The organism is Leptolyngbya sp. KIOST-1, from assembly GCF_000763385.1.
Lineage (GTDB): Bacteria > Cyanobacteriota > Cyanobacteriia > Phormidesmidales > Phormidesmidaceae > Nodosilinea.
In genome coordinates, this window is the sequence record NZ_JQFA01000002.1 from 178,082 (window position 1) to 199,648 (window position 21,567).

The following is a 21,567-nucleotide window of genomic DNA, read 5'->3' on the forward strand; positions in this document are numbered from 1 at the left end:
CGTCCCCCTGTGGATCAGCCAGCGGTTCTCTGGGTTGTGCCGTTAGCATTAACGCTCCCTGCTAGGATAAGTTTTGGGCTTTGGTTGTACCACTGGGGTGTGCTGGGTTCTTGCCAATACCAACTATGCAAATTTATCTGGACTACAGCGCTACTACCCCTCCGCGTCCGGAGGCGATCGCCGCCATGAGCGCCTGCATGGCCGACCAGTGGGGCAACCCCTCCAGCCTGCACCAGTGGGGCAACCGCTCGGCTACGGTGCTGGAGCGGGCGCGATCGCAGGTGGCCGGGCTGATCAATTCCCCCGCCGATGCCGTAGTGTTTACGGCCGGAGGCACCGAGGCCGACAACCTGGCCCTGGTGGGGGTTGCCCAGCGCTACCGGGTGCCCCAGCACATCATCATTTCAGCGGTAGAACACTCAGCGGTAGAAAAACCAGCCCAGCGGCTCGAAGCGCTCGGCTGGCAGGTGACGCGCCTGCCCGTAGACGCCCAGGGGCGGGTCAGCCCAGCCGATCTACGCCAGGCTCTGCGCGACAACACCGTGCTGGTGTCAATTATCTACGGTCAGAGCGAAGTGGGCACCCTGCAACCCATTGTGGCGCTGGGGCAAATCGCCCGTGACCACGGGGCGCTGTTTCACACCGATGCGGTGCAGGTGGCTGGGCGGTTGCCGCTGGACGTGCAAACGCTGCCGGTCGATCTGCTGTCCCTCTCCAGCCACAAAATCTACGGCCCCCAGGGAGCCGGGGCGCTGTACGTGCGGCCTGGGGTGGAGCTGGTGCCGCTGCTGGGCGGCGGCGGTCAGGAGTTTGGTTTGCGATCGGGCACCCAGGCGGTACCGACCCTGGCCGGGTTTGGGGTGGCGGCGGCCCTGGCCGCTGAGGAAATGGCGACCGAAACGCCGCGCCTGATCGATCTGCGCGATCGCCTGTTTGAGCAGTTGGCCAATGTGAGCGAACTGTCCCCAACGGGCGATCGCCACCAGCGGCTGCCCCACCACGTCAGCTTTTGCATGGCCGCCGACGGCGATCGCCTCAGCGGTCGCACCCTGGTGCGCGAGATGAATCTGGCCGGCATTGGCATCAGCGCTGGAGCGGCCTGCCGCAGCGGCCAGCTCAGCCCCAGCCCGGTACTGCTGGCGATGGGCTACAGCGATCGCGAGGCCCGCTGCGGCATTCGGCTCAGCCTGGGCCGCCACACCACCGCCGCCGACATCGACTGGGTGGCGCTGGTGCTGCGCCAGGTGCTCAGCCGCGCCCTAGCCTCCCTCAGCCTGACCCCCGTGTAGTGATTCGACCTGTATTGTTTTAATTGCTGATGTCCGCCATGACTCAAGCCCCGCAAGACGACAACAACAGCGCAACAGCCGTGACCAGCGTACCAGGCAGTCTGGACGAGGCGATCGCCCAGGCTCGAGGGGCCGCCCAGGCCGCCATCCAGGGCGGCGTACCGCGTATGGTGGTGGAGCTGGCCTACTCTGAGCTGAAGGGTCTACCCGTGGCCCAGCAGTTTTATCCCGCCCTGCAAGAGCTGGGCCTGGTGTTCAAGGTCTACTTCCCCGACGCCGGGGCGGCGGCCCTGGCCCGCCGCGACTGGGGCAACCCCGACTTTGTGGTGCGCGGCATCGGCGAGCTGCACAGCGAGATGGAGCCCGGCGACCAGGCCTACCTGTTTGTGGAGCCCTCCTCCATCGAGGTCAACCAGGTCGAGGAAATGTGCGCCCAGGCCGGGGACAAGTTTGTGATCATGCTCAACCCTAAGCTAGAGGATGTCGCCACCATTGGCATTGGCTATGCCGGGCGGCAGCTGCGCGATCGCTTCCTCAGCACCCTGGAGGCGATCTACTACCTGCGGCCCCTGGAGGGAGCGGTGCTGCTGCGCTGCTATCCGCATCCCTGGCAGGTGTGGCAGGAAACCGACGCTGGCTACCGGCTGCTGGCTGAAACGCCCCAGAAGCCCTCGGGGGAAGAGCTGGATCGGATTTTGCTGGGCGAAACCGCCCCGGCTTCAGGGAGCTCCACCGATGCCCCAGCCAAGGGCAAACGGGGCGGTTTTTTAAGCGAACTGCAGGGGTTTATCCGGGCGCTCACCCAGTAGCCTGGCCACCTCTGTCCAAAGCCCGACATTATTCCTTCCATTCAGGCAAGATCGTGCCTCGGGGATACTGTCTTGAGTCCTGACCTGGGGTTATACTGCACTACACCTTGTCTGATCAGCCCCGCCATCTCGCTGCTCTCAAGCCAACCCTGTTCTACGACTGGTGAGTTACGACAGCCCATGCGAATTCTTAAAACCCAGACTCTCCGAGGGCCAAACTACTGGAGCATCCGCTACCCAAACCTGATTTTGATGCGGCTGGACCTGGAAGACCTCGCCGATCGCCCCTCCGATCAGATTCCTGGGTTTTATGAAGCGCTGGCCGAAACGCTGCCCAGCCTGATTGAGCACTTCTGCTCGCCGGGGCATCGCGGCGGCTTTTTGAGTCGGGTGCGGCAGGGCACCTACATGGGCCACATCATCGAGCACGTCGCCCTGGAACTCCAGACCATGGCCGGTATGCCCGTGGGCTTTGGCCGTACCCGCGCCGTGGCGGAGCCAGGGGTTTATCAGGTGGTGTTTGAGTACCAGAATGAGCAGGCCGGGCGCTACGCGGCGCGGGCGGCGGTGCGTCTGTGCAACAGCCTGGTCGAAACCGGCCACTATCCCAAAGCGGAGCTGGAGCAAGATCTGGCCGACCTCACCGAGTTTCGCCTCGATGCCGCCCTTGGCCCCAGCACAGAGGCCATTGTGCGGGCCGCCGAAACCCAGGACATTCCCTGGATGCAGCTCTCCACCCGGGCCATGATTCAGCTCGGCTACGGTCGCTACCAGCAGCGGGTGCAGGCCACCCTGAGCAGCAAAACCAGCATTCTGGCCGTCGAGTTGGCCTCCGACAAAGAGGGCACCAAGCAAATTTTGCGCAACGCCGGGGTGCCCGTGCCCCGGGGCACCGTGATTTACTACCTGGATGAGCTGGAGAACGCGATCGAGGACGTGGGCGGCTACCCGATTGTGATCAAGCCCCTCGACGGCAACCACGGTCGCGGTATCACCATCGACATTGGCACCTACGAGGCCGCTGAAGAAGCCTACGAGGCCGCCAAAGACGTCTCTAAAGGCGTGATTGTTGAGCGGTTTTACCGGGGCCGCGACCACCGGGTGCTGGTGATCAACGGGCGAGTCATTGCGGTGGCTGAGCGAGTGCCTGCCCACGTGGTCGGTGACGGCAAATCGACCATCGAGCAGCTGATCGAGATTACCAACCAGGACCCGCGCCGGGGGGTGGGCCACGACAACCTGCTCACCCGCATTGAGGTCGATCGCACCACCTGGCAGCTGCTTGATAGCAAGGGCTACACCCTCGATACCGTGCTGCCTAAGGGCGAGATGTGCTACCTGCGGGCCACCGCCAACCTGAGCACGGGCGGCATCGCCATCGATCGCACCGACGACATTCACCCCGACAACATCTGGGTGGCCGAGCGCATTGCCAAGACCATTGGCCTAGACATTGCCGGTATCGATGTGGTTACCACCGACATTTCCAAGCCCCTGCGCGAAGTGGACGGTGTGGTGGTCGAGGTGAATGCGGCACCGGGGCTGCGCATGCACGTGTGCCCCAGCGTCGGCATTGCCCGCAACGTGGCCGAGCCAATTCTGTCGATGCTGTTCCCCTCCGGCACCCCGGCCCGGGTGCCCATCGTGGCGATCACCGGCACCAACGGCAAAACCACCACCACCCGCCTGACGGCCCACATCTTCAAGCAGACGGGGCAGATGGTGGGCTACACCACCACCGATGGCATCTACATCGGCGACAACATGGTTGAGCCGGGCGACACCACCGGCCCCCAAAGCGCCCAGGTGATTCTGCAGGATCCCACCGTGGAGGTGGCGGTGCTGGAGACCGCCCGGGGGGGCATTCTGCGATCGGGAACAGCCTTCAAAGACAGCGACATCGGCGTGGTGCTCAACGTCGCCGCCGACCACATGGGCCTGGGCGACATCAACACCCTCGAAGACATGGCCCACCTCAAGAGCGTGGTGGCCGAAACGGTGCGCCCCAGCGGCTACGCGGTGCTCAACGCCGACGATCCCCTGGTGGCGGCGATGGCCCAGCGGGTCAAGAGTCAGGTGGCCTACTTCTCCATGGACCCCCACAACGAGCTGGTGCGCAAGCACTCCCAGCAGGGGGGCCTGGCCGCCGTCTACGAACAGGGCTACCTGTCTATTCTCAAGGGCGACTGGCTGCTGCGAATCGAGCAGGCCGAAAAGGTGCCCCTGACCATGGGCGGTAGGGCCCCCTTCCAGATCGCCAATGCCCTGGCCGCTAGCCTGGCCGCCTTTGCCCAGGGGGTCGATATCGGCTGCATTCGCCAGGCGCTGCACACCTTTGAGGCCTCTACCGACCAGACGCCGGGCCGTATGAACCTGTTTAACCTGGGCCGCTTCCATGCCCTGGTGGACTACGCCCACAACCCCGCCAGCTACGAGGCCCTGGGGGGCTTTGTGAAAAACTGGCCGGGGCGGCGGATTGGGGTGGTCGGGGGACCAGGCGATCGCCGCGACGACGACTTTATCACCCTGGGCAAACTGGCCGCCCAGATGTTCAACGACATCATCGTCAAAGAAGATGACGACACCCGGGGCCGCGATCGCGGCGATGCCGCCAAGTGGATTGTCCACGGCATCGAAGAGGTGATTGGCGAGGCCACCTACCGCACCATGCTGGATGAAACCGAGGCGATCAACACCGCCCTAGACACCGCCCCGGACGACAGTCTGGTGGTCATTCTGCCCGAGAGCGTCACCCGCGCGATCGCCCTGATCAAAGCCCGCAATCCCCTCCCCCCTGCTACGGCAGGGCTAAACGGGGTCACGATCTCGCTGGCCCAATCCGCCGACCAGTACGCCGAGGTCCACCCTTAGGGCGCGTCATCAACTCCAGCTGAAACCGGATGGTCGAAGCCTTGCCACGCCCAACCCAAACCAGGCTAGGAGCTGTAACCGGTCATTTCTGGTTATCAACGACCAATTGATGACAGCCCCTAGCAATCTGCCAATCTAGCGACAACGGATAAGTAAGGTTTCAGGTGCCCGGCTGGCCTTGAGCCGCAGACCCGAAACCCTGCCCCTTAGGCCGATGGTTGAGCATGTCGTTATTCCCGCCTACAGCGCCAGCAGGCGGTTGATAAACTCGGCCTCCAGGGACTTTTGCCGCAGGTTGCGGGCAATCTGCAGGCCGCGGGTAAAGGCCTGTTCCGCCTGCTCAGGGGAGTCGGTTCTGAGGTAGTAGTCGCCCAGCCAGCGAAAGGTGAGGGCCGTTTGCAGATCGGGTGGGGTGGTACCCAGGGTGAGGGCGCTGCGCTGGGCCAGATACTGCCTGACCAGCCCCAGCTCATTGCGTCCCAGGTAAATGCCCAAAAGCCCATCGAGGGCGCGAATTTGCAGGGCACTGTTGCCCGCCTCCACCCCCGCCCGCAGTCCCACCCGGTAAGCGCCAATCGCGTTCGACTCGCGGCCCAGGGCCACGTACGCATCCCCCAGGTTGTTGGAGGCGTAGGCCTCCCCCACGTAGTCGCTGGCCAGAATGCGGTAGTTGGCCGCCGCCTCTAGCAGCCGCACCGCCACGTCCAACTCGCCCAGCTGGGTGGCCACCTGGCCCAGGTTGCTCAGCGACAGCCCAATGGCCCGAGCATCGCCCGTGGTGCGGGCAATCTGCAGCGCCTCCTCAAAGTGGGCCTGGCCCGCCCGCACCCGCCCCTGGTTGATGTAGAGCGTGCCCAGGTTGTTGAGGCCGTAGACCTGGCCCAGGGAATCGCCGTTGTCGCGGGCGGTGCCGACGCGCAGCACCAGCGCCCGCTCGGCCTCGGGGAACTGCCCCAGGGTGGCAAAGGCGGCCCCCATCGACCCGTAGGCCTGCCCCGCCGCCTGGCCGTCCCCCAGCAGCCGGTAGATCTCCGCCGCCTCGGCCCAGGAATCCACGGCGGCGGTCAGGTTGCCCTCGCCCAGCTGCTGGTTGCCCAGCTGCATCCAGCCGTCGGCCACATCTCGGGACGGCCCCCGGGTGGCGTCGAGGGGACGAATATCGAGCTGCTCTTCGAGATTGAGCGCTGGGGCCGGTAGGCTGAGCCCTGGCAGCAGTAGGGCTAGCAGTCCCAGACCAAATAAATACTTATGCTTCATGTGCGTCGCCCCTCCCCGGGCATAGTCCCCCAGTCTTTCAGCGATTGGCTCGACGGCGGGGCTGGTCCTGGTGAGCCAGATCAGTTGGCCCACTCGTTGCCCAAATCGCCCCCCGCCCCAACCAGGTCGATCTCGGCCAGTCCGGCCCCTTCCAGGTCAGGCACGTTGAGCAGGTCGTTGAGGTCGTCGGGCAACGGTTCGGGCCGCAGGGAGCTGTCGCCCAGGTAGATCTGGCGAATGTCTTCGGGCAGGGCCGTCTCCAGATGCTGGAAGGCCAGCCCCAGCTTTTGGCGCACTTCGGCGGCGGTGAGGGTCTCGCCCTCCGCCTGCAGGTAGGCCGCGATCCGGTTTTCGCTCCAGCGAAAGGTGAGCGCCATCACCGCCACCAGCCGCTCCACCGCAGGCAGGCGATCGAGGGCCTGCTCGACGTAGCACCAGAATGGGGGCGTCGCCTGATCCAGGGAGTAGTGAATGGACTCCACCTCGGGCACCACCGCCTGGTTGATGCACAGGGCGGTGATGTTGATCAGCCAGTTTTGCAGGGTGAAAGCCCCCGGCCCTTCCCCCGCCACGGCGGCTGGGCACTCCACCCCGCCCAGCTCGTGGAGAATGTGCCGCCAGGTGAGGGCAAACAGATACTCGGCCTGCACGGGCGATCGCGCCGAGTGGCGAATCAGACTGTAGACCATGGGGCTGTAGCGGCAAAAGATGGCGGTGAAGTAGCGCCCGGCCTCCCCGTGGCGCTGAAATAGCTGCACCAGTTCGCGATCGCTGAGGTGATGCAGCCCCTGCACCAGCCGGTGATCGCACTCAGGAAAGTTGGGAATCTGCGCTGTGCTAGACATGGGTTACGCCGTGAAAAACATTCGCCACTGCCTTCAGCCGCCGCTGGCGTCCAGGCCCCCGGTCGACTGATGCGGATAAATCAGCCTCTAATATACCTACCGTGGCAATTTTGGCGACTAATTCGGCGACTATTTTTTTTCAAATTAGGCCCAGGCTGCAAAGATTTGACCCGGTTGGCCCAACCGTCTCCCAGCGCCCGGCTGCTGTGGCGTAGGATTGGGCCAGAACCGCGATCGCCACCCCCGGCCAGAGCGCTGCCCAGGGTCACGTTCCAGCAAACCCCGTTTCACCCAGGAGACTTGATTGCAGACTTGATACACTAATGTATAGCCAGCCTTGCCGCTGTAGATACCCTGCCAGCCGTCGTCTTACCTCCCGAGGGGGCCTATGCTGTTTAACCCGTCTCTGACCACCCCTACCCCTGTGGCTCTGCTGGGGCTCCCCCTGGACAGCATTATGTCGACCCAGGGGGTGATGGTCATGCTGCTGGTGGCCTATGCGGGGGCCATGTGGATGTTTCTCAAAAGCGCTCCCAAGGTCTACACCATTATGGTCTCTGACCTGGAGGTGGCCCGCCGCTTCTACGAGGGGATGCTCAACCTGTCCACCGCCGAGGTGCCCCTGCACTACTACTACAACTACGAGCAAACCCTGGGCACCGCCGGGCTCGACCCCATGTACCTGGGTGGAGCCACCAGCTTTGCCAACCAGGGCGCGCTCAGCAGCCCCGAAGGCCTGTGGTATCAGCTGCGCAAAAACACCCAGCTGCACATCGTTAGCGGTGCCAGCCTGGGCCACCGCAACCAGCAGCGCCACGTCTGCTTCGACCACAACTGCCTGGAATACATTCTGATGCGGGTGCAGCTGAGCGGCGTGCAGCACAAGATTCGCCAGGAAAAGCCCCTCAACTTTCTGGTCAGAGACTACGACAACCAGGTGATCGAGTTGGCCGAAATCGACGATTGACGCCAGCACCTGGTGGAGAGGTAGGTAAGATTGAGTGGCGGCCAGCAGACACCCAACCAGACGGCCTGTGACAGCAGGGCCAGCTAACCGCTCAGTAGCCCACCTCGGGCACCGGTTCGGGGTCGAAGCCAAACCACTTGCGGTGCAGAGCCGCGATCGTCCCATCGGCCAGCATGTCATCTAAAACCGCATCAATGTGGGGCTTATTAGGCGAACCGGGGGGGAGGGCAATGCCGTAGTATTCCTCGGTCAGGAGCTGATCGAGCAGGCGTACATCCTGAATATTGGCCAGCGCCAGCATACCCAGGGTGGTGGGTTTGTCCTTGATCACCGCATCTACGTTGCCCCGTTCCAGGTCCATCAGGGCTTTTTCGGCCGAATCAAAGGTGACAAGCTGGGTGTTGGGCACCTGGGCAGCCAGCTCCGCGCCGGTGGTGCCCAGCTTGACGGCGATTTTTTTGCCCGTCAGGTCTGACAGCGAGACAATGTCCACTTCGTCGCGACGGACGGCAACGGCCAGCCCCGAACTGAAATAGGGCCGCGAAAAGTCAACCGCCTCGTCGCGACGGGCGGTGATGGTGATAGCGTCGATCGCGGCATCGGCGGTTTCGGCTTCCAGGGTGGCCAGCAGGCCATCGAAGGGAATAAAGGCAAATTCAACCCCCAGCCCCAGCCGCCGCGCCACCTCGGTGATCAGGTCCACATCAAAGCCTACCAGCTCACCCGCCGCCGTCTGGTACACAAAGGGGGGAAAGGCTGGCTCGGTAGACACCACCAGGGTTTCCGGATCACCTACGTAGCTACGCGCCCTGGGGGCGTGCCGACTGAGGGGAGGGGTGCTACAGGCCAGGGTGAGCAGGCCCACGGCCACAAGGACTTGAGAACGTTGGCGGCGACCCATGCTAGCTCCCCCTCGTAACTGATCTAGAACAGGGGTATGGTGGCATCGATTGCGGCCCCAAAGAATGTATCGTTAAATCGTACTCGAGGTTCTGACGATCGCCCAAAACTGACGCCGCCGTAGACGTTGAGCCGTACATTGGGGCTGAGCCGATAGGCCACCTGACCCAGCACTTGCTGAAACGTGTCGTAGCGGGGCTGGGCGGTGTAGTCGATTAAGTTGAGCTGATAGCTGAGGCCCAGCTGAACTTGAGAGGTGACATCGTAGCCCAGATAAGCTCCGGCAGATTGAAAGATACGGCTAAAGTCGGTGGCGGTGCCGCCGCTGGTTGACTGAGCGCCGTTGTACTGAAGGAAATAGAAAGAGTCAACGGCAAGCTTTGGGGTAATCGAATCGCGGCGACCCAGGGTGAGGCCCAGCGCCGTATTTTTAAAAAACCGCTCCCGATTGCCCCCTGGACGATACAGTTCCTGGTAAGTCAGAACAAGCTGTCCATAACTGCGGGGGCTCAGCCCCTGGCGTAAGCCGACCCGAAACCGTAGGTCGTCGTAGTTGAGGGATGCCTGAGCACCATAGCGCTGCAGACCCAGATCGGCCGTAGCGATCAGGGCCGTTTGCGGGCCGAGGGTGGGATAGACGCCAAAGGCAATCGAGGGCCGAAAAAAGGTATCGCCGGTCAGTCCCCCCACATCGTTAATGGCTAGCAGAATGTTGTCACTGCTGGCGATCGCGAGCCGAGCCGAGAAAAACCCAATTCTGGCTGGGGGCTGCGTGGTCGCAGGCGGCAGCTGCGGCTGCTCACGAATGCGCAAAATTCCCAGGTCAGGATCCTCAAACAGGCTGCGCACCTGAATCACCCCCAGCTCTGGATCGGGGGAAACCGACTCCAGATCGTTGCCCCCCTGGGCCAGGTCGCTGGAGCTCCTTTCCTCCGCCTCGGAGTCCTCCGCTGGAGGGAGATTGAGCGGGGCTGGGTTAGCCAGGGCCGCGGCATTGGTCAGGTAGGCACGGTTGGCTAGGGCAGGATCAACCCTTTCCCGGCTAAGGCCAGAGGCTGGAGAAGGGCCCAGGGAGACAGGCGGGCTGAGGGGAGCCGTAGTCTGGTGGGTAAACGACTCCTCTGAGCCTTCTTCCACAACCAGCTTAGCCGCCTCGACCGGAGGAGCCGCCGGGAGCGGAACCGCCGGGGCCACATCTGGATCGCTAGACGGCGCTGATTGAGCGTAGCCTGGCGGGGCTCCGCAGCAGAGCAGACCAAAGCTCACTAGCGCCAGTTGAAGGGGAGGGTACCACTTAACCAATGGAATCTGCCTAGGTAAACCGTATCTTGCCTTGTCACCAGAAGAATCACTGATCTTTCCGGAGATTCCTGAAACTCGAGTCTATATTCACCAAATATTTAATCAACGAGGGCACAAGTTTTATGAACCGCGCCAAAACCCACGGGTTCGAAACCTACTATAGAACTACGTATGCCATCTGTCCTGTTCCACTGTGACCGCCGCGCCATGGTCTCCCTCCAGTCAGGGGTGTTGCCCCTAGAGATCTACTGCTGTGGTCGGGGTATTCTACCCGTACTCGCCTGGTTATTCTGCGCTCAGGCGACTATGGCCGCATCTACCTCAAGGCCTTAGGCCTGCTGTAATTCGTGGTCACTTTTCTGACGCCATGGTTTTCTGTACCAAACCGTTTCGGGCCATGCTGCTGGCAGTGGTCAGCGGTGCTGCGATCGCATCTCCGGCAATGGCCGAGGTTCCCTGGGCCTGGGCTAAGCTGAGAACCAGCACCAACCAGGTGAACTTGCTCACCGCCAGCGGCTCATCCCGGCCCGCCGCCATTGACGACTGCTTTTGCCCAGGGGAAACCCTCAATACCAGTCAGCGATCGAAGGCCGAAGTGCTGTTCAACGACGGGTCCCTGACCCGGATCGGGGAGCGCGCCAGCGTCCGCTTTTGGCCCAATACTCGAAGACTCCTGCTAAATCAGGGCACAGCGGCGGTGTTTGTACCTCCCAACCAGGGGCGCACCACCGTACAAACCCCCAACGCCACCGTGGGGCTCAACAGCACCGCTGTGGTCGTACGCTACGTGCCGTCCCGGCAACTGACTCTGGTAATGGCCCTGGCCACCTCGCCCACCGGCCCCGTCCTGGTGACCACTGGCGAAACCGGGCAGGAACTGGCGCTTCAAGGCGGGCAGATCGCCTTTATCGGGGGCGGTAGCTGGCAGATTGTCGAGTTTGACCTGCTGGAGTTCTACCAGACCAGCGACCTGATGGCCGGCCTGAGATTAGATGACCCCAACTACCGACCCCCAACGAATGAGCCCCTGGCCGCCCTGCGGCCCAGCTTGCTGCAAGCCCTCAATCAGCAGGCTCCTTTCGATGCCGGGAACTCCATTTTAGACCCAGCTCTGATTACCGATTTGACCCCCGGGGCTGGCTTTCAGGAGGCAGAGAACCTGTTGGTGACCCCGCCGACTCCGGTAGACGAGCTGAGACGCTTCAACGATACGCCCCCCGGCGTGGTCACCCCCCTGCCGGAGATGCCTCCAACGGCTTCCCCCCCGGCTGAAAATTCCCCGCTGGGGGCACCAGCCGTGGTACAGCCAGCGACGACCACAGCCGGCGATGGCTGATCTGGCAAGGGCTGGGTTGTGGCAGACCAGAGCCCGAGCACAGCCCCCATTCCAGCACTCAATTAAAAGCACCCCTCAACAGACGGGGCAAGTGGCCTGCGACCATGCTCCTCTGCCCCAGGAGGCGCCGCCAGCGACAGCAGGTGCTCGGCCACCGCTGCGGGAGCCGAGAGGTAGGGGTTGTGGCTCGTCTCCATTGCAAGCACCCGTTCGCAGGGGAGAGCGGTGTACATGCGCCGCTGAGCCGCCGGGCCAATCACTCGATCCTGGGTGCAGGTGATGTAAACCCTGGGTACTCGCCCGGCCTGCTCCGGCGTGGTCTGCACCGGGGTGGCCAGGGGAGCCAGGGCCTGGGGAGCCAGTAGCGATCGCACCAGAGCCATATCCTCTGGGGAGCAGTCGGCGTAACCCAGCTCTGGCAGTGCCTCAGGTCGAAAGGTGGCCGAGAGCTGGTCGTCAGAAAAGATCGCGTTGGCCAGCAGCCGCGACTCGGTATCGGCCTGGGAGATGGCCAGGGCACTTTCGCCGTTGGCCAGCAGGTACCCGGCCAGGTACACCAGGGTTTGAATGCGATCGGGACAGTATTCTGCCGCCTGGGTGATGACCGCCCCGCCCAGGCTATGGCCCACCAGCACCACCGGTTCAGGCGCGGCCCTGAGCAGGTCGCAGATGCAGGCCACGTAGCGCTCCAGGGATACCTCCGCCATGGGCAGGGGGTTAAGCCCGTGCCCCGGTAGGTCAGGGGTCAACACGCGGTGGCCCTGGGCCTCTAAACGGGGGGCGACTTTGTGCCACACCCAGCCCCCCGACCCGGCCCCGTGAACTAAAACAAACGTGCCCATGGCAGTTCTCCTTAAGTTAAGAGTGAAGCAATTGATCGTGTGAGCGATGACCCCTGGGTTTAACCATAGGAGACTGCTGCGGGGCCGTCTTTGCAGAAAAGTATGGCATTGAGTATGGAATCCAATGCCGCAAATTCATCTATAACCGTGGCTTTAGCGCACTACCAATTCAGCGGTTTGCCGTCGTGGACAAACCCGCACGAGGGGCCGCCGTCGGGCAGGGTTGCGGCCCCCACTACGCTCGCCGCACCTGCCACGGTTGACCCCGCTAGGGCAACAAGGGAGAGGACTGTGACCAGGATATTGTGCCTGACCCTAGTTTACCGATCGCGCCAGAATGTCGGCCGCTAGCCCGGAGGCCCGATCCGCGCCGCAATCCGATTTGGAATCGCCGCCGCCCGGGTCATGAACTGGGGTATTTTGGCTGCCCCCTTATTTTGGTAGAATCAAGAGCTTGCAACCAAACACCGCAGTCCGTCTTCAAGGAGAACCCCATGGCCCGCATGTACTACGACAGTGACGCCAACTTAGATCTGCTCAACGGCAAGACCGTTGCCATCATTGGCTACGGCTCCCAGGGCCATGCCCACGCCCTCAACCTCAAAGACAGCGGCGTCAACGTCATTGTGGGTCTGTATGAAGGCAGCAAGTCTGCCGCCAAGGCCGAGGCCGAGGGTCTCACCGTCAAGCCCGTGGCCGATGCCGTCAAGCTGGCCGACTGGGTGATGATTCTGCTGCCCGACGAAGTGCAGCGCACCATCTATAAAGAATCCATTGCCCCCAACCTGGAGGCGGGCAACGTGCTGCTGTTTGCCCACGGCTTTAACATCAACTTTGGCCAGATTGTTCCCCCCGCCGATGTGGATGTGGTGATGGTGGCCCCCAAGGGCCCCGGCCACCTGGTGCGCCGCACCTACACCGAGGGCCAGGGGGTGCCCTGCCTGTTTGCCGTGTATCAGGATGCTACCGGGCAGGCCCGCGATCGCGCCATGGCCTACGCCAAGGGCATCGGCGGCACCCGCGCCGGCATTCTCGAAACCACTTTCCGGGAAGAGACCGAAACCGATCTGTTTGGCGAGCAGGTGGTGCTCTGCGGCGGCCTCAGCGAGCTGATCAAGTCGGGCTTTGAAACCCTGGTGAATGCGGGCTACCAGCCCGAGCTGGCCTACTTCGAGTGTCTCCACGAAGTCAAGCTGATTGTCGATCTGGTAGTCGAAGGTGGCCTCGCCAAAATGCGCGACAGCATCTCCAACACCGCTGAGTACGGCGACTATACCCGTGGCCCCCGCATCATCACCGACGAAACCCGCGCCGAAATGCGCCGCGTGCTGAAGGAAATTCAGACCGGCCAGTTTGCCCGCGAGTTTGTGCTCGAAAGCCAGTCGGGCAACGCTGGGTTCACCGCCATGCGCCGCCGCGAAGCCGAGCACCCGATCGAAGAGGTGGGTAAGGATCTGCGGGCGATGTTTAGCTGGCTGAAGAAGGCGTAGGGAGTGGGGGGTAGGGAGTGGGGGGTAGGGAGTGGGGAGTGTATATCTCACCCCCTACCCCTTACCCCCTACCCCTTACGCTTCCACCTTCACCTTGTTGCTATAAAACGCCACATAGCCCTTGATGTTGTTCGCGGCGGGCTTGGGGTCGGCGTAGTACCAGGCGGCACCGGCATTGGTCTCGCCATCGACCACAATGTCGTAGTAGCTGGCGGTGCCTTTCCAGGGGCAGCCGGTGGTTTTGCTGATCGGCTTGAAGTAGTCCATATTTAGCGAGTCGGGGGGGAAGTATTGGTTGCCTTCCACCACCTCGCAGGCGTCGCTTTCGGCGAGGACAACGCCGTTCCAGGTCACTTTAGCCATGGGATATTCTCCAGATCTGCACTTCAGACTATAGCGAAAGCCAATCCTCTCTTGGGAGGGGCCGGGGTGGGTTAGTTTAGACTCTGTGACCCACCCCGCCCTGCGGGCACCCCTCCGAGGGGGGGACAGCCATTACCGGCAACGATAGCCATGCTCGATCAATCGCAGACTCCCATTCTCTCGGCGTTGCAGGACAGTAGTCGGCGACCCCATGCGGCGTTTTACGCGCCGGGGCATAAGCGGGGGCAGGGGGCCTCGCCTCGGCTGAGAGAACTGCTGGGAGAGGCAGCGCTGGCGGCGGATCTGCCGGAACTGCCGGAGCTGGACAACCTGTTTGCTCCGGCAGGAGTGATTCTGGAAGCCCAGGCGCTTGCTGCTGAGGCCTTTGGGGCAGAGGCCACCTACTTTCTGGCCAATGGCTCAACCTGCGGTATTGAGGCCGCCATCCTCGCCACCGTGGGGCCGGGGGAGAAAATCATTGTGCCGCGCAACGCTCACCGCTCGGTGATTGCAGGGCTGGTGCTGGCGGGGGCAATGCCAGTGTTTGTGGCCCCGGAGTACAGCGCCGGACTGGGTCTGGTGCTGGGGATAAAAGCTGAGGCGATCGCCGCCGCCCTGGCCCACCACCCCGACAGCCGCGCGGTGCTGCTGGTGTCGCCCACCTACCACGGGATTTGCTCGGATATTGGGGCGATCGCAGCCCTCACCCAGGCCCACGGCATTCCCCTACTGGTGGACGAAGCCCACGGCCCCCACTTTGCCTTTCACCCCGACCTGCCCACTCCGGCTCTGGCCCTGGGCGCGGACCTGGTGGTGCAGTCCACCCACAAGGTGCTGGGGGCGCTGAGCCAGGCGGCCATGCTCCATACCCGGGGGCACCGGGTCGATCGCGATCGCCTGCAGGTGGCCCTGCAACTCACCCAGTCCACCAGCCCCAATTCCCTGCTGTTGGCGTCGCTGGATGCCGCCCGCCACCAGATGGCCACCGAAGGAAAGACGCTGCTGACGGAAACGCTGGCGCTGGCTGATCAGCTGCGCCTGGACCTGGCCGCAATTTCGGGCCTGCGAGTGATCGATAAATCGGCGGTGATGGCATGCTCCAGCGTCAGCGACTTGGATCTGACACGGCTGACGGTGGAGGTGTCGGGCCTGGGGATGACCGGATTGGCAGCCGATGAGCTCTTGCACGAAGAGCTGGGCGTCACCGTTGAACTGCCGGAACTGCGGCACCTGACCCTGATCGTCAGCCTGGGCAATACGGCAGCAGACAGACAGCGGTGCGCGGCAGGGTTTCGAGCGCTGGCGGCAGGCTGTGCCGATCGGCGCTCCAGCGCCGATGCCTGGTCCCCCCCCACGGTCCCAGAGAATGGCGACCCCTTGTTTACGCTGCCTGTGATGTCCCCCCGGGACGCTTTTTTTGCGGCTACGGAGACCGTCCCGGCCAGCGCTGCGCTCGGTCGCCTCAGCGCCGATACCGTTTCGGCCTATCCCCCCGGCATCCCGACGCTGGTGGCGGGGGAAGTGATTACCGAGGATGCGATCGCCCATCTTGCCGCTATCAAGCAGCAGGGGGGCTACGTAACCGGCGGTGATGCTCCGAAAAAATTCCGGGTTATAGCCAATCGCCGCCCCAGTCTTTGCCTTTGGCAGAGGCCAATGTCCTGAGCGCAATGGCCATCGCTACATTACCCAGGATCGGCATTAATCTGCCCTTAGATAGGCTAAATTCTGGGGCAGATGGACCTACGCTTGAAGGCGCAGTATTTGGCACGCTCTCAGTAACCGCGACTGTATACTGAATACAGCTCAAGGGATGGGATACCTAAAGGATAACCGGGCATCATGGCTCTCCAGGAATCGGTGACGGCAAACATCAATTGGCTGAAGGATCAGCTCAGCCAGCGGTTGGCGACGTCGAATCGGCTGGGGGCACTGCTGGGAAAAGAAGCCACCCCCGATCTGCCCAGCCCCAGCGTCATCATTGAGTACATTGTGCCGAGCAATAAAACCTGGGCCTTTCGCAGCTGGCACCGCCGCATGGTGAAGTCGGCTTCGCGATCGCCTGGATTTTTGCGGGCCGACCGCTACCGCCCTCTGGCGGTGCAGGAGGGTTGCCTCAAGTGGTACACCGTGCTGCACTTCGAGCAGCCCGACCAGCTTCGGCAGTGGCTCCAGTCGGGCGATCGCGAAGCGCTGCTCAAGGGCGGGCGCGACATTTTCACCTCCTACAAGTTCACCTCCTTTGAGACCGGTATGCAGGGCTGGTTTAGCAACGAAGCTGGGGAAGAACTAGCCGGACTTGGCCCCCCCGCCTGGAAGGAAATTCTCGCGGTGGTGCTGGGCCTGTACCCAATCATCATGGTGCAGGGCTTTATTCTGGAGCGCCTGGGCGTATTCGAAGACTGGGCCCCTGCCAGCGCAATGCTGGCCAACAACCTGATCACCACCTGCATTTTTACTCTGGTCGTCATGCCCCGCATCGTGCGCTGGCTCAACTTTTGGCTCCGGCCCGCCCACCGTCGCGCCTCGGTGGGGGTAGAGGTGGTGGGTACCGTAGTCACCGTGCTGGCGATGGCGGCCATGGTCTACGTGTTTAGCGAGATCGCTTAGCCCGAACTACCCCTACCCAAATTACTCAAAATGCTGGCAGAACGGCTCAGCGGTCCCTCCTACCAGCGGTTGGCCTCCTGGGTTTCCAGCCATTCCACTGATGATACGCCCGAGAATGTGCAGTCTCAGACACAGACGTTCCGGAGCGTCACCCGTTGAATGAAATCTGGGGAACAGACGGGCTGGCCTGCCCCACCCGCCTCTGACAACCCATACCCTGTGCCCTCCACCGCTGCTATGAAACTTTCCGCTGCTCTGCAATGGTCCAACCGCCAGGTCACAATTCAGGCGATCGGGCGGCTGCTGATTCAGGTGAGCTACGGGCTGCTCAACTTCTATATCCCTATTTTGTTCGTCAACCAGATGGGGTTTTCGGCCACCGCCGTAGGGTTTGCCCTCAGCCTGTGCGCGGTGCCAGAGGTGGGCGGGCACTTCCTCGGCGGCACCCTGGCCGACTCGCCCCGGTTTGGCCGCAGGTTGGTGCTCAGTTTAGCGGCGATCGCAGGGATTCTAGTATCGGCGGTGCTGCTGGTGGCCCACAGCCTGGGGCTGCTGGTGGTGGCCAGCCTGATGTTAGGCATAAGCCTGGGCTTTTACTGGACGGCCTCGGGGGCAGCGGTAATGGATGTAACCGAGCCGGAGGACCGCAGCAGCGCCTTTGCGGTCATGGGGGTGGCCGAGTATGTGGGTATTGGACTGGGGGTGCTGGGCGGCAGCGCGCTGCTGACGGTGGTAAATGCCGACCCAGAACTCATTTTTGTCGGTTGCGGCCTGATGTTTCTGGCCTTTTTGGCCCTGGTGCAGGGAGCGATGGCGGACAAATACCAGCCCCAGTCCAAATCTGAGGGGGCAGGCGGCGGTATTCTTAGCGCCCTGGGGGACAAGGCTCTGCTGGTGTTTATGGCCGCCAACACCTTTTTCACCACCTACGTGGCCCTGGTCACCAGCACCATTCCGCTCTACTTCACCAACTTTCTGGCGGGCAGCGACCCGGTGCCGGGGGTGTCGGTGGGCAGCACCGCCAGCCTGTTTACCTGGTGCTATATCGGCGTGGGGGCGGTGCTGCAAATTCCGACGACGAGTTTGCTGACCCCCCTGCGGCGGATCTGGGTACTCAGCGGCGCGATCGCCCTGTGGGGTATCGGCTTTGCCCTACTGTGGGCGGCGGGCACCTTTGCGGCGGCGCAGTTTGTCTGGGCGATCGTGGCCCTGTGTCTGCTGTCGCTGGCGTCGGTGGCCTACAAGCCATTTTTTGTGGCCACGGTGTCCGACTTGGCCCCGCCCTCCCTGCGGGGTACCTACGTCGCGGTCAGCTCCCAGTGCTGGACGGTGGGCTATTTCATCGGCCCGCTGCTGGGGGGGTGGGCGATGGACCAGTCGGCGGTGGTGGCCCAGCGCTTTTGGCTGGGGGTAGGCCTCAGCGCCACGGTATGCATCGCCCTGCTGTGGGCGTTTGAGAGCATGCGGCTCAAGCTGCCCCCGGTGGCCGACCCCAGTCCGGAGCTATCGGCAGACCCGTCGTCATAGCAGCCCATCGTGATGGCGGTAACAACTTTCGTGCGGCCCTCTGGGTTACGATAGCCTGGATTTGCTCAATTTCGCCGTTAGCCCAAAAGGGGTTCAAAGTCTATGGATGCTCTGTTTAATTCTGTCGATTCCCAACTGGTGCTGCTGGTGGCGGCGATCGCCGTCGTTGTTTTAGTCTCCCAGTTGGTCTTCAGAATTTTGAGCGTCGGGCTGGTGCCCATTCTGGGTCTGGTAGGCATTGTGGCCGCTCTGCAATACCTGTTTGGCATTTCCCCCGGGCAGCTCTGGTTTGAGGTCAGCCACCTGCCCCAGATAGCCATGAAATTCTTTAACAGTCTGGCCTGAGGCCGGTATTTGCAGTTGAGCCCGCTAATGTTGTGGTAGAAACGGCCTTTGCCCAGGGGGTTGCCGCCCTCAGCCCAGTCCTGAGCAGTCTGCTGACCGATGCAGCGGACCTGGCCATTGAGCGCAACCTGAAAGAGTTTTTGCCGGTGCTGTTGGTCGCCCTCAGTGCCGCCAGCCTGCCCCGCATTTTTGCGCCCCTGCGCCAGGTACCCTACACCCTGCTGTTGCTGGTGGTGGGTTTGGGGCTAGCCCTGGTGGACCTGCGGCTGTTCGACCTGTCACCGGGAATGATTTTGCTGATTTTTCTGCCGCCGATCCTGTTCGAGGCGGCGTGGAAAATGCGGTGGCCTGACCTTAAGCGCGACATTGTGCCCAGCAGCCTGTTCGCAATCGGCAGCGTGCCGGTGTCGATTTTTGGCATTGGCTGGGCGCTGCACCACTGGATGAATGTGTCCTGGACCACGGCCCTACTGACCGGAGCCTGCCTGGCCGCCACCGATTCGGCCTCGGTGCTGGGGGTGTTTCGCGAGGTGGGGGCGGGCCAGCGCCTCACCACCCTGCTGGAGGGCGAAAGCCTGTTTAACGACGGCGCGGCGGTGGTGGCCTTTAGCGTGCTGTTGGAGCAGGCCATCGACCCCCAGCCCATCGATGTCTCTACAACCCTGCTGCAATTTTTGCTGGTTAGCGCCATTGGCCTGGGGGTGGGCGCGGCCATTGGCACCGCTGTGGCCCTGCTCACCCAGCGCTACGACCTGGGCTGGGTGGAGCAGTCCCTCAGTCTGGTCACCGCCTACGGAGCCTACCTGCTGTCGGAGGATTTGGGCGGCTCTGGGGTAATTGCGGTGGTGGCGGCGGGGCTGGTGATCGGCAACCTCGGCCTGGTGCCGGGGGAGCGGCCCCAAAAGCGGCCCACCATGATCGAGTTCTGGGAGTTTGTGATCTTTCTGGTCAACTCGATTGTGTTTTTGCTGCTGGGGGATCAGGTGCTGTTTCCCTACTTTGTCGAGCACATTGACACTAGCCTGGTGGCGATCGCCGCCGTGCTCATCTCCCGTGCCGTGGCTATCTTTGGCTTTAGCGCCCTCAGCGGTCTGCTCACGCGCAACCTGATTCCCTGGGCGACCCAGACGGTGCTGTGGTGGGTGGGGCTGCGGGGCTCGGTGGCGATCGCCCTGGCCCTCAGCCTGCCGGATGCGATCGGCGATCGCCAGCAAATTATCTCAAACTCCTTTGGCGTGGTTCTGTTTACCCTGCTGGTGCAGGGGCTGACCACCAAACCCCTGCTCGACGCCCTCAAGCTGCGCGAAACCGACCCCGCCGAAACTCAGTACCTAGAGCGGCTGGCCCAGCGATCGGCCCTGCGCCAGGTGCTGAGCCACCTGACTGGAAATGACCCAGGCGCTGCCCCCAGCCCCAGCCAGCCAGAACTGGAGGCAATCAAAGCCCAGCTTGAGGTTGTGGAGGACGACATCCTAGCCCTTCAGCAGAGCCATCCCCAAATCGCCGACCGAATTCGCCAGCGGCATCAAGAGACGCTGGTGGCGATCGAAGCCACGGCCTACAATGCGTTTTTGCAAGAGGGCTGGCTCAAAACGCTCCCGGATTCCGTGGTCGAACCAGCACTGCGATCGCTCCACCCGCCACCACCCACCTCCCCCAACCAGTCGCCCTGATCTGCTCCCTGGTTGGGAGGGCGATACCCATCCCAGGGCGAGGCTTACAATATCTTTAGCGTCCAGAATGCGATACCGACGTTTGCGCTGCCGCTGCGATCGGGCGACCCAGAGCCCATAGTTGACCTACAGAGTTTGCTGAATGAGATCTATAACAAATCAAGCTACGACCTGAAGCTAGACTACAGCGCAGAACCTGTGCCACCGTTATCTGAAGCTGATGCCGATTGGTTCCACAAAACACTTTCTATAGAACTCTAGCTGAATCCCTATGACTGAACTCATTTTTTTGGTTGAAGAAGATCCCGAGGGGGGCTTTGTAGCTCAGGCACTAGGCGAACCTATTTTTACGCAGGCAGAAAACTTGGTAGAGCTGCGGGTTATGGTACGTGATGCTGTGCAGTGCCATTTTGAAGAAAATCAACGCCCCAAGCTGATTCGGTTACATATTGTTAAAGAAGAGGTGATTGCCTCATGAGGTTGCCGAGAGATCTAACAGGCCAGCAACTGGCTAAAGCGTTAGAGAAACTTGGCTATGCAATAGACCGGCAGACTGGTAGTCACCTGCGCTTAACAACGCATGAGAATGGAGAGCATCATGTTACTGTTCCAAATCACAGCCCTATCAAGATAGGAACTCTCAACGCCATCTTGCGGGCGGTTACAGAACATTTTGAACTAGAGCGGGATGAAGTAATTAATCAAATTTTCTCGAAGTAGGCGGCAGAATGTGTGATCACGCAGCGTGAGGCACTGCTCTCGGTCGGATGAACCTCGTATCATAAGACGGTTCGTTGAGGCTGTGGGGGGAGCTGTTGACTGTGAATATTTTGCAAGCCGACAACGCACCCTACCAACTGTTAAACATTTCCTCATCACACCTTCATAAAGAGCCAATAATAATTTACGTCATAGCTAAACGGTTATAGATCTTTGGGGGTCAGTCCTGTTTTTTTGGCGATACGAGACAGCATTTTTGAGCCAATTTCATCGCTATCTCGAAAGGCAAAAACGTAATCGTTCCAACCTTCCCGCTCAAGAATTTTGTGCGATCCAGTTTGGCGCTTTAACCGCCAGCCAATTTTCTCTAGCGCCACCAGCACTTTCTTTGCCTTTGTCGATGACCACTGGCTCATGGCAA

General features: G+C 62.0%; 21 protein-coding genes. 14 read left to right on the forward strand and 7 right to left on the reverse strand.

Features of this window, described 5'->3' with window-relative positions:
- The first annotated feature begins 125 nt into the window (after positions 1 to 125).
- The 3 genes from NF78_RS00905 (at position 126) to cphA (ending at position 4,969) form a co-directional block, all read left to right on the forward strand.
- The gene (locus NF78_RS00905) at positions 126 to 1,289 is read left to right on the forward strand and encodes a cysteine desulfurase family protein (protein WP_035984385.1); all 1,164 of its coding nucleotides are present in this window, start codon (positions 126 to 128) and stop codon (positions 1,287 to 1,289) included.
- A gap of 38 nt (positions 1,290 to 1,327) precedes the next feature.
- Entirely contained in the window at positions 1,328 to 2,098 is a 771-nt protein-coding gene (locus NF78_RS00910; RefSeq protein WP_156119585.1) for a DUF1995 family protein, read from the forward strand.
- A 180-nt stretch (positions 2,099 to 2,278) separates the two neighbouring features.
- Complete coding sequence (cphA, locus tag NF78_RS00915; protein ID WP_035984387.1) at positions 2,279 to 4,969, forward strand: cyanophycin synthetase; 2,691 nt, start codon at positions 2,279 to 2,281, stop codon at positions 4,967 to 4,969.
- A 240-nt stretch (positions 4,970 to 5,209) separates the two neighbouring features.
- On the opposite strand, the gene NF78_RS00920 is transcribed toward cphA, so the two are convergent.
- A complete protein-coding gene (locus tag NF78_RS00920; protein WP_156119586.1) occupies positions 5,210 to 6,226 on the reverse strand; it encodes a tetratricopeptide repeat protein in 1,017 nt (338 codons plus the stop codon).
- An 80-nt stretch (positions 6,227 to 6,306) separates the two neighbouring features.
- Entirely contained in the window at positions 6,307 to 7,071 is a 765-nt protein-coding gene (locus NF78_RS00925) for an RNA polymerase sigma factor (RefSeq protein ID WP_052049509.1), read from the reverse strand.
- Between the two features lie 388 nt (positions 7,072 to 7,459).
- Between NF78_RS00925 and NF78_RS00930 the strand changes: the two genes are divergently transcribed.
- Entirely contained in the window at positions 7,460 to 8,038 is a 579-nt protein-coding gene (locus NF78_RS00930; protein ID WP_035984389.1) for a glyoxalase-like domain protein, read from the forward strand.
- Between the two features lie 91 nt (positions 8,039 to 8,129).
- Here NF78_RS00930 and NF78_RS00935 read toward each other — a convergent pair whose 3' ends face one another.
- A complete protein-coding gene (locus tag NF78_RS00935) occupies positions 8,130 to 8,939 on the reverse strand; it encodes a basic amino acid ABC transporter substrate-binding protein (RefSeq protein ID WP_081972451.1) in 810 nt (269 codons plus the stop codon).
- 23 nt (positions 8,940 to 8,962) lie between these two features.
- The gene (locus NF78_RS00940; protein WP_156119587.1) at positions 8,963 to 10,240 is read right to left on the reverse strand and encodes a hypothetical protein; all 1,278 of its coding nucleotides are present in this window, start codon (positions 10,238 to 10,240) and stop codon (positions 8,963 to 8,965) included.
- A 367-nt stretch (positions 10,241 to 10,607) separates the two neighbouring features.
- On the opposite strand from NF78_RS00940, the gene NF78_RS27860 reads away from it, so the two are divergent.
- Positions 10,608 to 11,576: a FecR domain-containing protein gene (locus tag NF78_RS27860; protein WP_052049512.1), complete on the forward strand. Its 969-nt coding sequence runs from the start codon at positions 10,608 to 10,610 to the stop codon at positions 11,574 to 11,576.
- A gap of 62 nt (positions 11,577 to 11,638) precedes the next feature.
- Here NF78_RS27860 and NF78_RS00950 read toward each other — a convergent pair whose 3' ends face one another.
- On the reverse strand, positions 11,639 to 12,418 hold the full coding sequence (locus NF78_RS00950) for an alpha/beta fold hydrolase (protein WP_081972452.1): 780 nt from the start codon (positions 12,416 to 12,418) through the stop codon (positions 11,639 to 11,641).
- Between the two features lie 494 nt (positions 12,419 to 12,912).
- Between NF78_RS00950 and ilvC the strand changes: the two genes are divergently transcribed.
- A complete protein-coding gene (gene ilvC, locus NF78_RS00955) occupies positions 12,913 to 13,908 on the forward strand; it encodes a ketol-acid reductoisomerase (protein WP_035984391.1) in 996 nt (331 codons plus the stop codon).
- A gap of 75 nt (positions 13,909 to 13,983) precedes the next feature.
- Here the strand turns inward: ilvC and NF78_RS00960 are convergent, their stop codons facing one another.
- Entirely contained in the window at positions 13,984 to 14,271 is a 288-nt protein-coding gene (locus tag NF78_RS00960; protein WP_035984393.1) for a DUF427 domain-containing protein, read from the reverse strand.
- Positions 14,272 to 14,421: 150 nt separating this feature from the next.
- Here NF78_RS00960 and NF78_RS00965 point away from each other — a divergent pair, with 150 nt between their 5' ends.
- The 8 genes from NF78_RS00965 (at position 14,422) to NF78_RS28770 (ending at position 21,146) form a co-directional block, all read left to right on the forward strand.
- On the forward strand, positions 14,422 to 15,936 hold the full coding sequence (locus NF78_RS00965; protein WP_052049514.1) for an aminotransferase class I/II-fold pyridoxal phosphate-dependent enzyme: 1,515 nt from the start codon (positions 14,422 to 14,424) through the stop codon (positions 15,934 to 15,936).
- A 177-nt stretch (positions 15,937 to 16,113) separates the two neighbouring features.
- Positions 16,114 to 16,881 (forward strand): hypothetical protein, encoded by a 768-nt coding sequence (locus NF78_RS00970; protein ID WP_035984395.1) that lies wholly within the window; start codon positions 16,114 to 16,116, stop codon positions 16,879 to 16,881.
- 237 nt (positions 16,882 to 17,118) lie between these two features.
- Positions 17,119 to 18,408 (forward strand): MFS transporter, encoded by a 1,290-nt coding sequence (locus NF78_RS00975; protein ID WP_035984396.1) that lies wholly within the window; start codon positions 17,119 to 17,121, stop codon positions 18,406 to 18,408.
- Positions 18,409 to 18,510: 102 nt separating this feature from the next.
- The gene (locus NF78_RS00980; RefSeq protein WP_035984397.1) at positions 18,511 to 18,753 is read left to right on the forward strand and encodes a hypothetical protein; all 243 of its coding nucleotides are present in this window, start codon (positions 18,511 to 18,513) and stop codon (positions 18,751 to 18,753) included.
- 32 nt (positions 18,754 to 18,785) lie between these two features.
- The gene (locus NF78_RS00985) at positions 18,786 to 20,426 is read left to right on the forward strand and encodes a cation:proton antiporter (RefSeq protein WP_197064726.1); all 1,641 of its coding nucleotides are present in this window, start codon (positions 18,786 to 18,788) and stop codon (positions 20,424 to 20,426) included.
- Between the two features lie 12 nt (positions 20,427 to 20,438).
- A complete protein-coding gene (locus NF78_RS28765; protein ID WP_072015935.1) occupies positions 20,439 to 20,687 on the forward strand; it encodes a DUF4058 family protein in 249 nt (82 codons plus the stop codon).
- 10 nt (positions 20,688 to 20,697) lie between these two features.
- Positions 20,698 to 20,904 carry a hypothetical protein gene (locus tag NF78_RS00990; protein WP_035984399.1) on the forward strand — a complete coding sequence of 69 codons (207 nt, stop codon included), beginning with the start codon at positions 20,698 to 20,700 and terminating at the stop codon, positions 20,902 to 20,904.
- A complete protein-coding gene (locus NF78_RS28770; protein ID WP_072015936.1) occupies positions 20,901 to 21,146 on the forward strand; it encodes a type II toxin-antitoxin system HicA family toxin in 246 nt (81 codons plus the stop codon). Before NF78_RS00990 ends, NF78_RS28770 begins: the two co-directional genes overlap by 4 nt.
- 203 nt (positions 21,147 to 21,349) lie before the next feature.
- Here the strand turns inward: NF78_RS28770 and NF78_RS00995 are convergent, their stop codons facing one another.
- On the reverse strand, positions 21,350 to 21,562 hold the full coding sequence (locus NF78_RS00995; RefSeq protein ID WP_035984400.1) for a type II toxin-antitoxin system HicA family toxin: 213 nt from the start codon (positions 21,560 to 21,562) through the stop codon (positions 21,350 to 21,352).
- Positions 21,563 to 21,567: the final 5 nt, after the last annotated feature.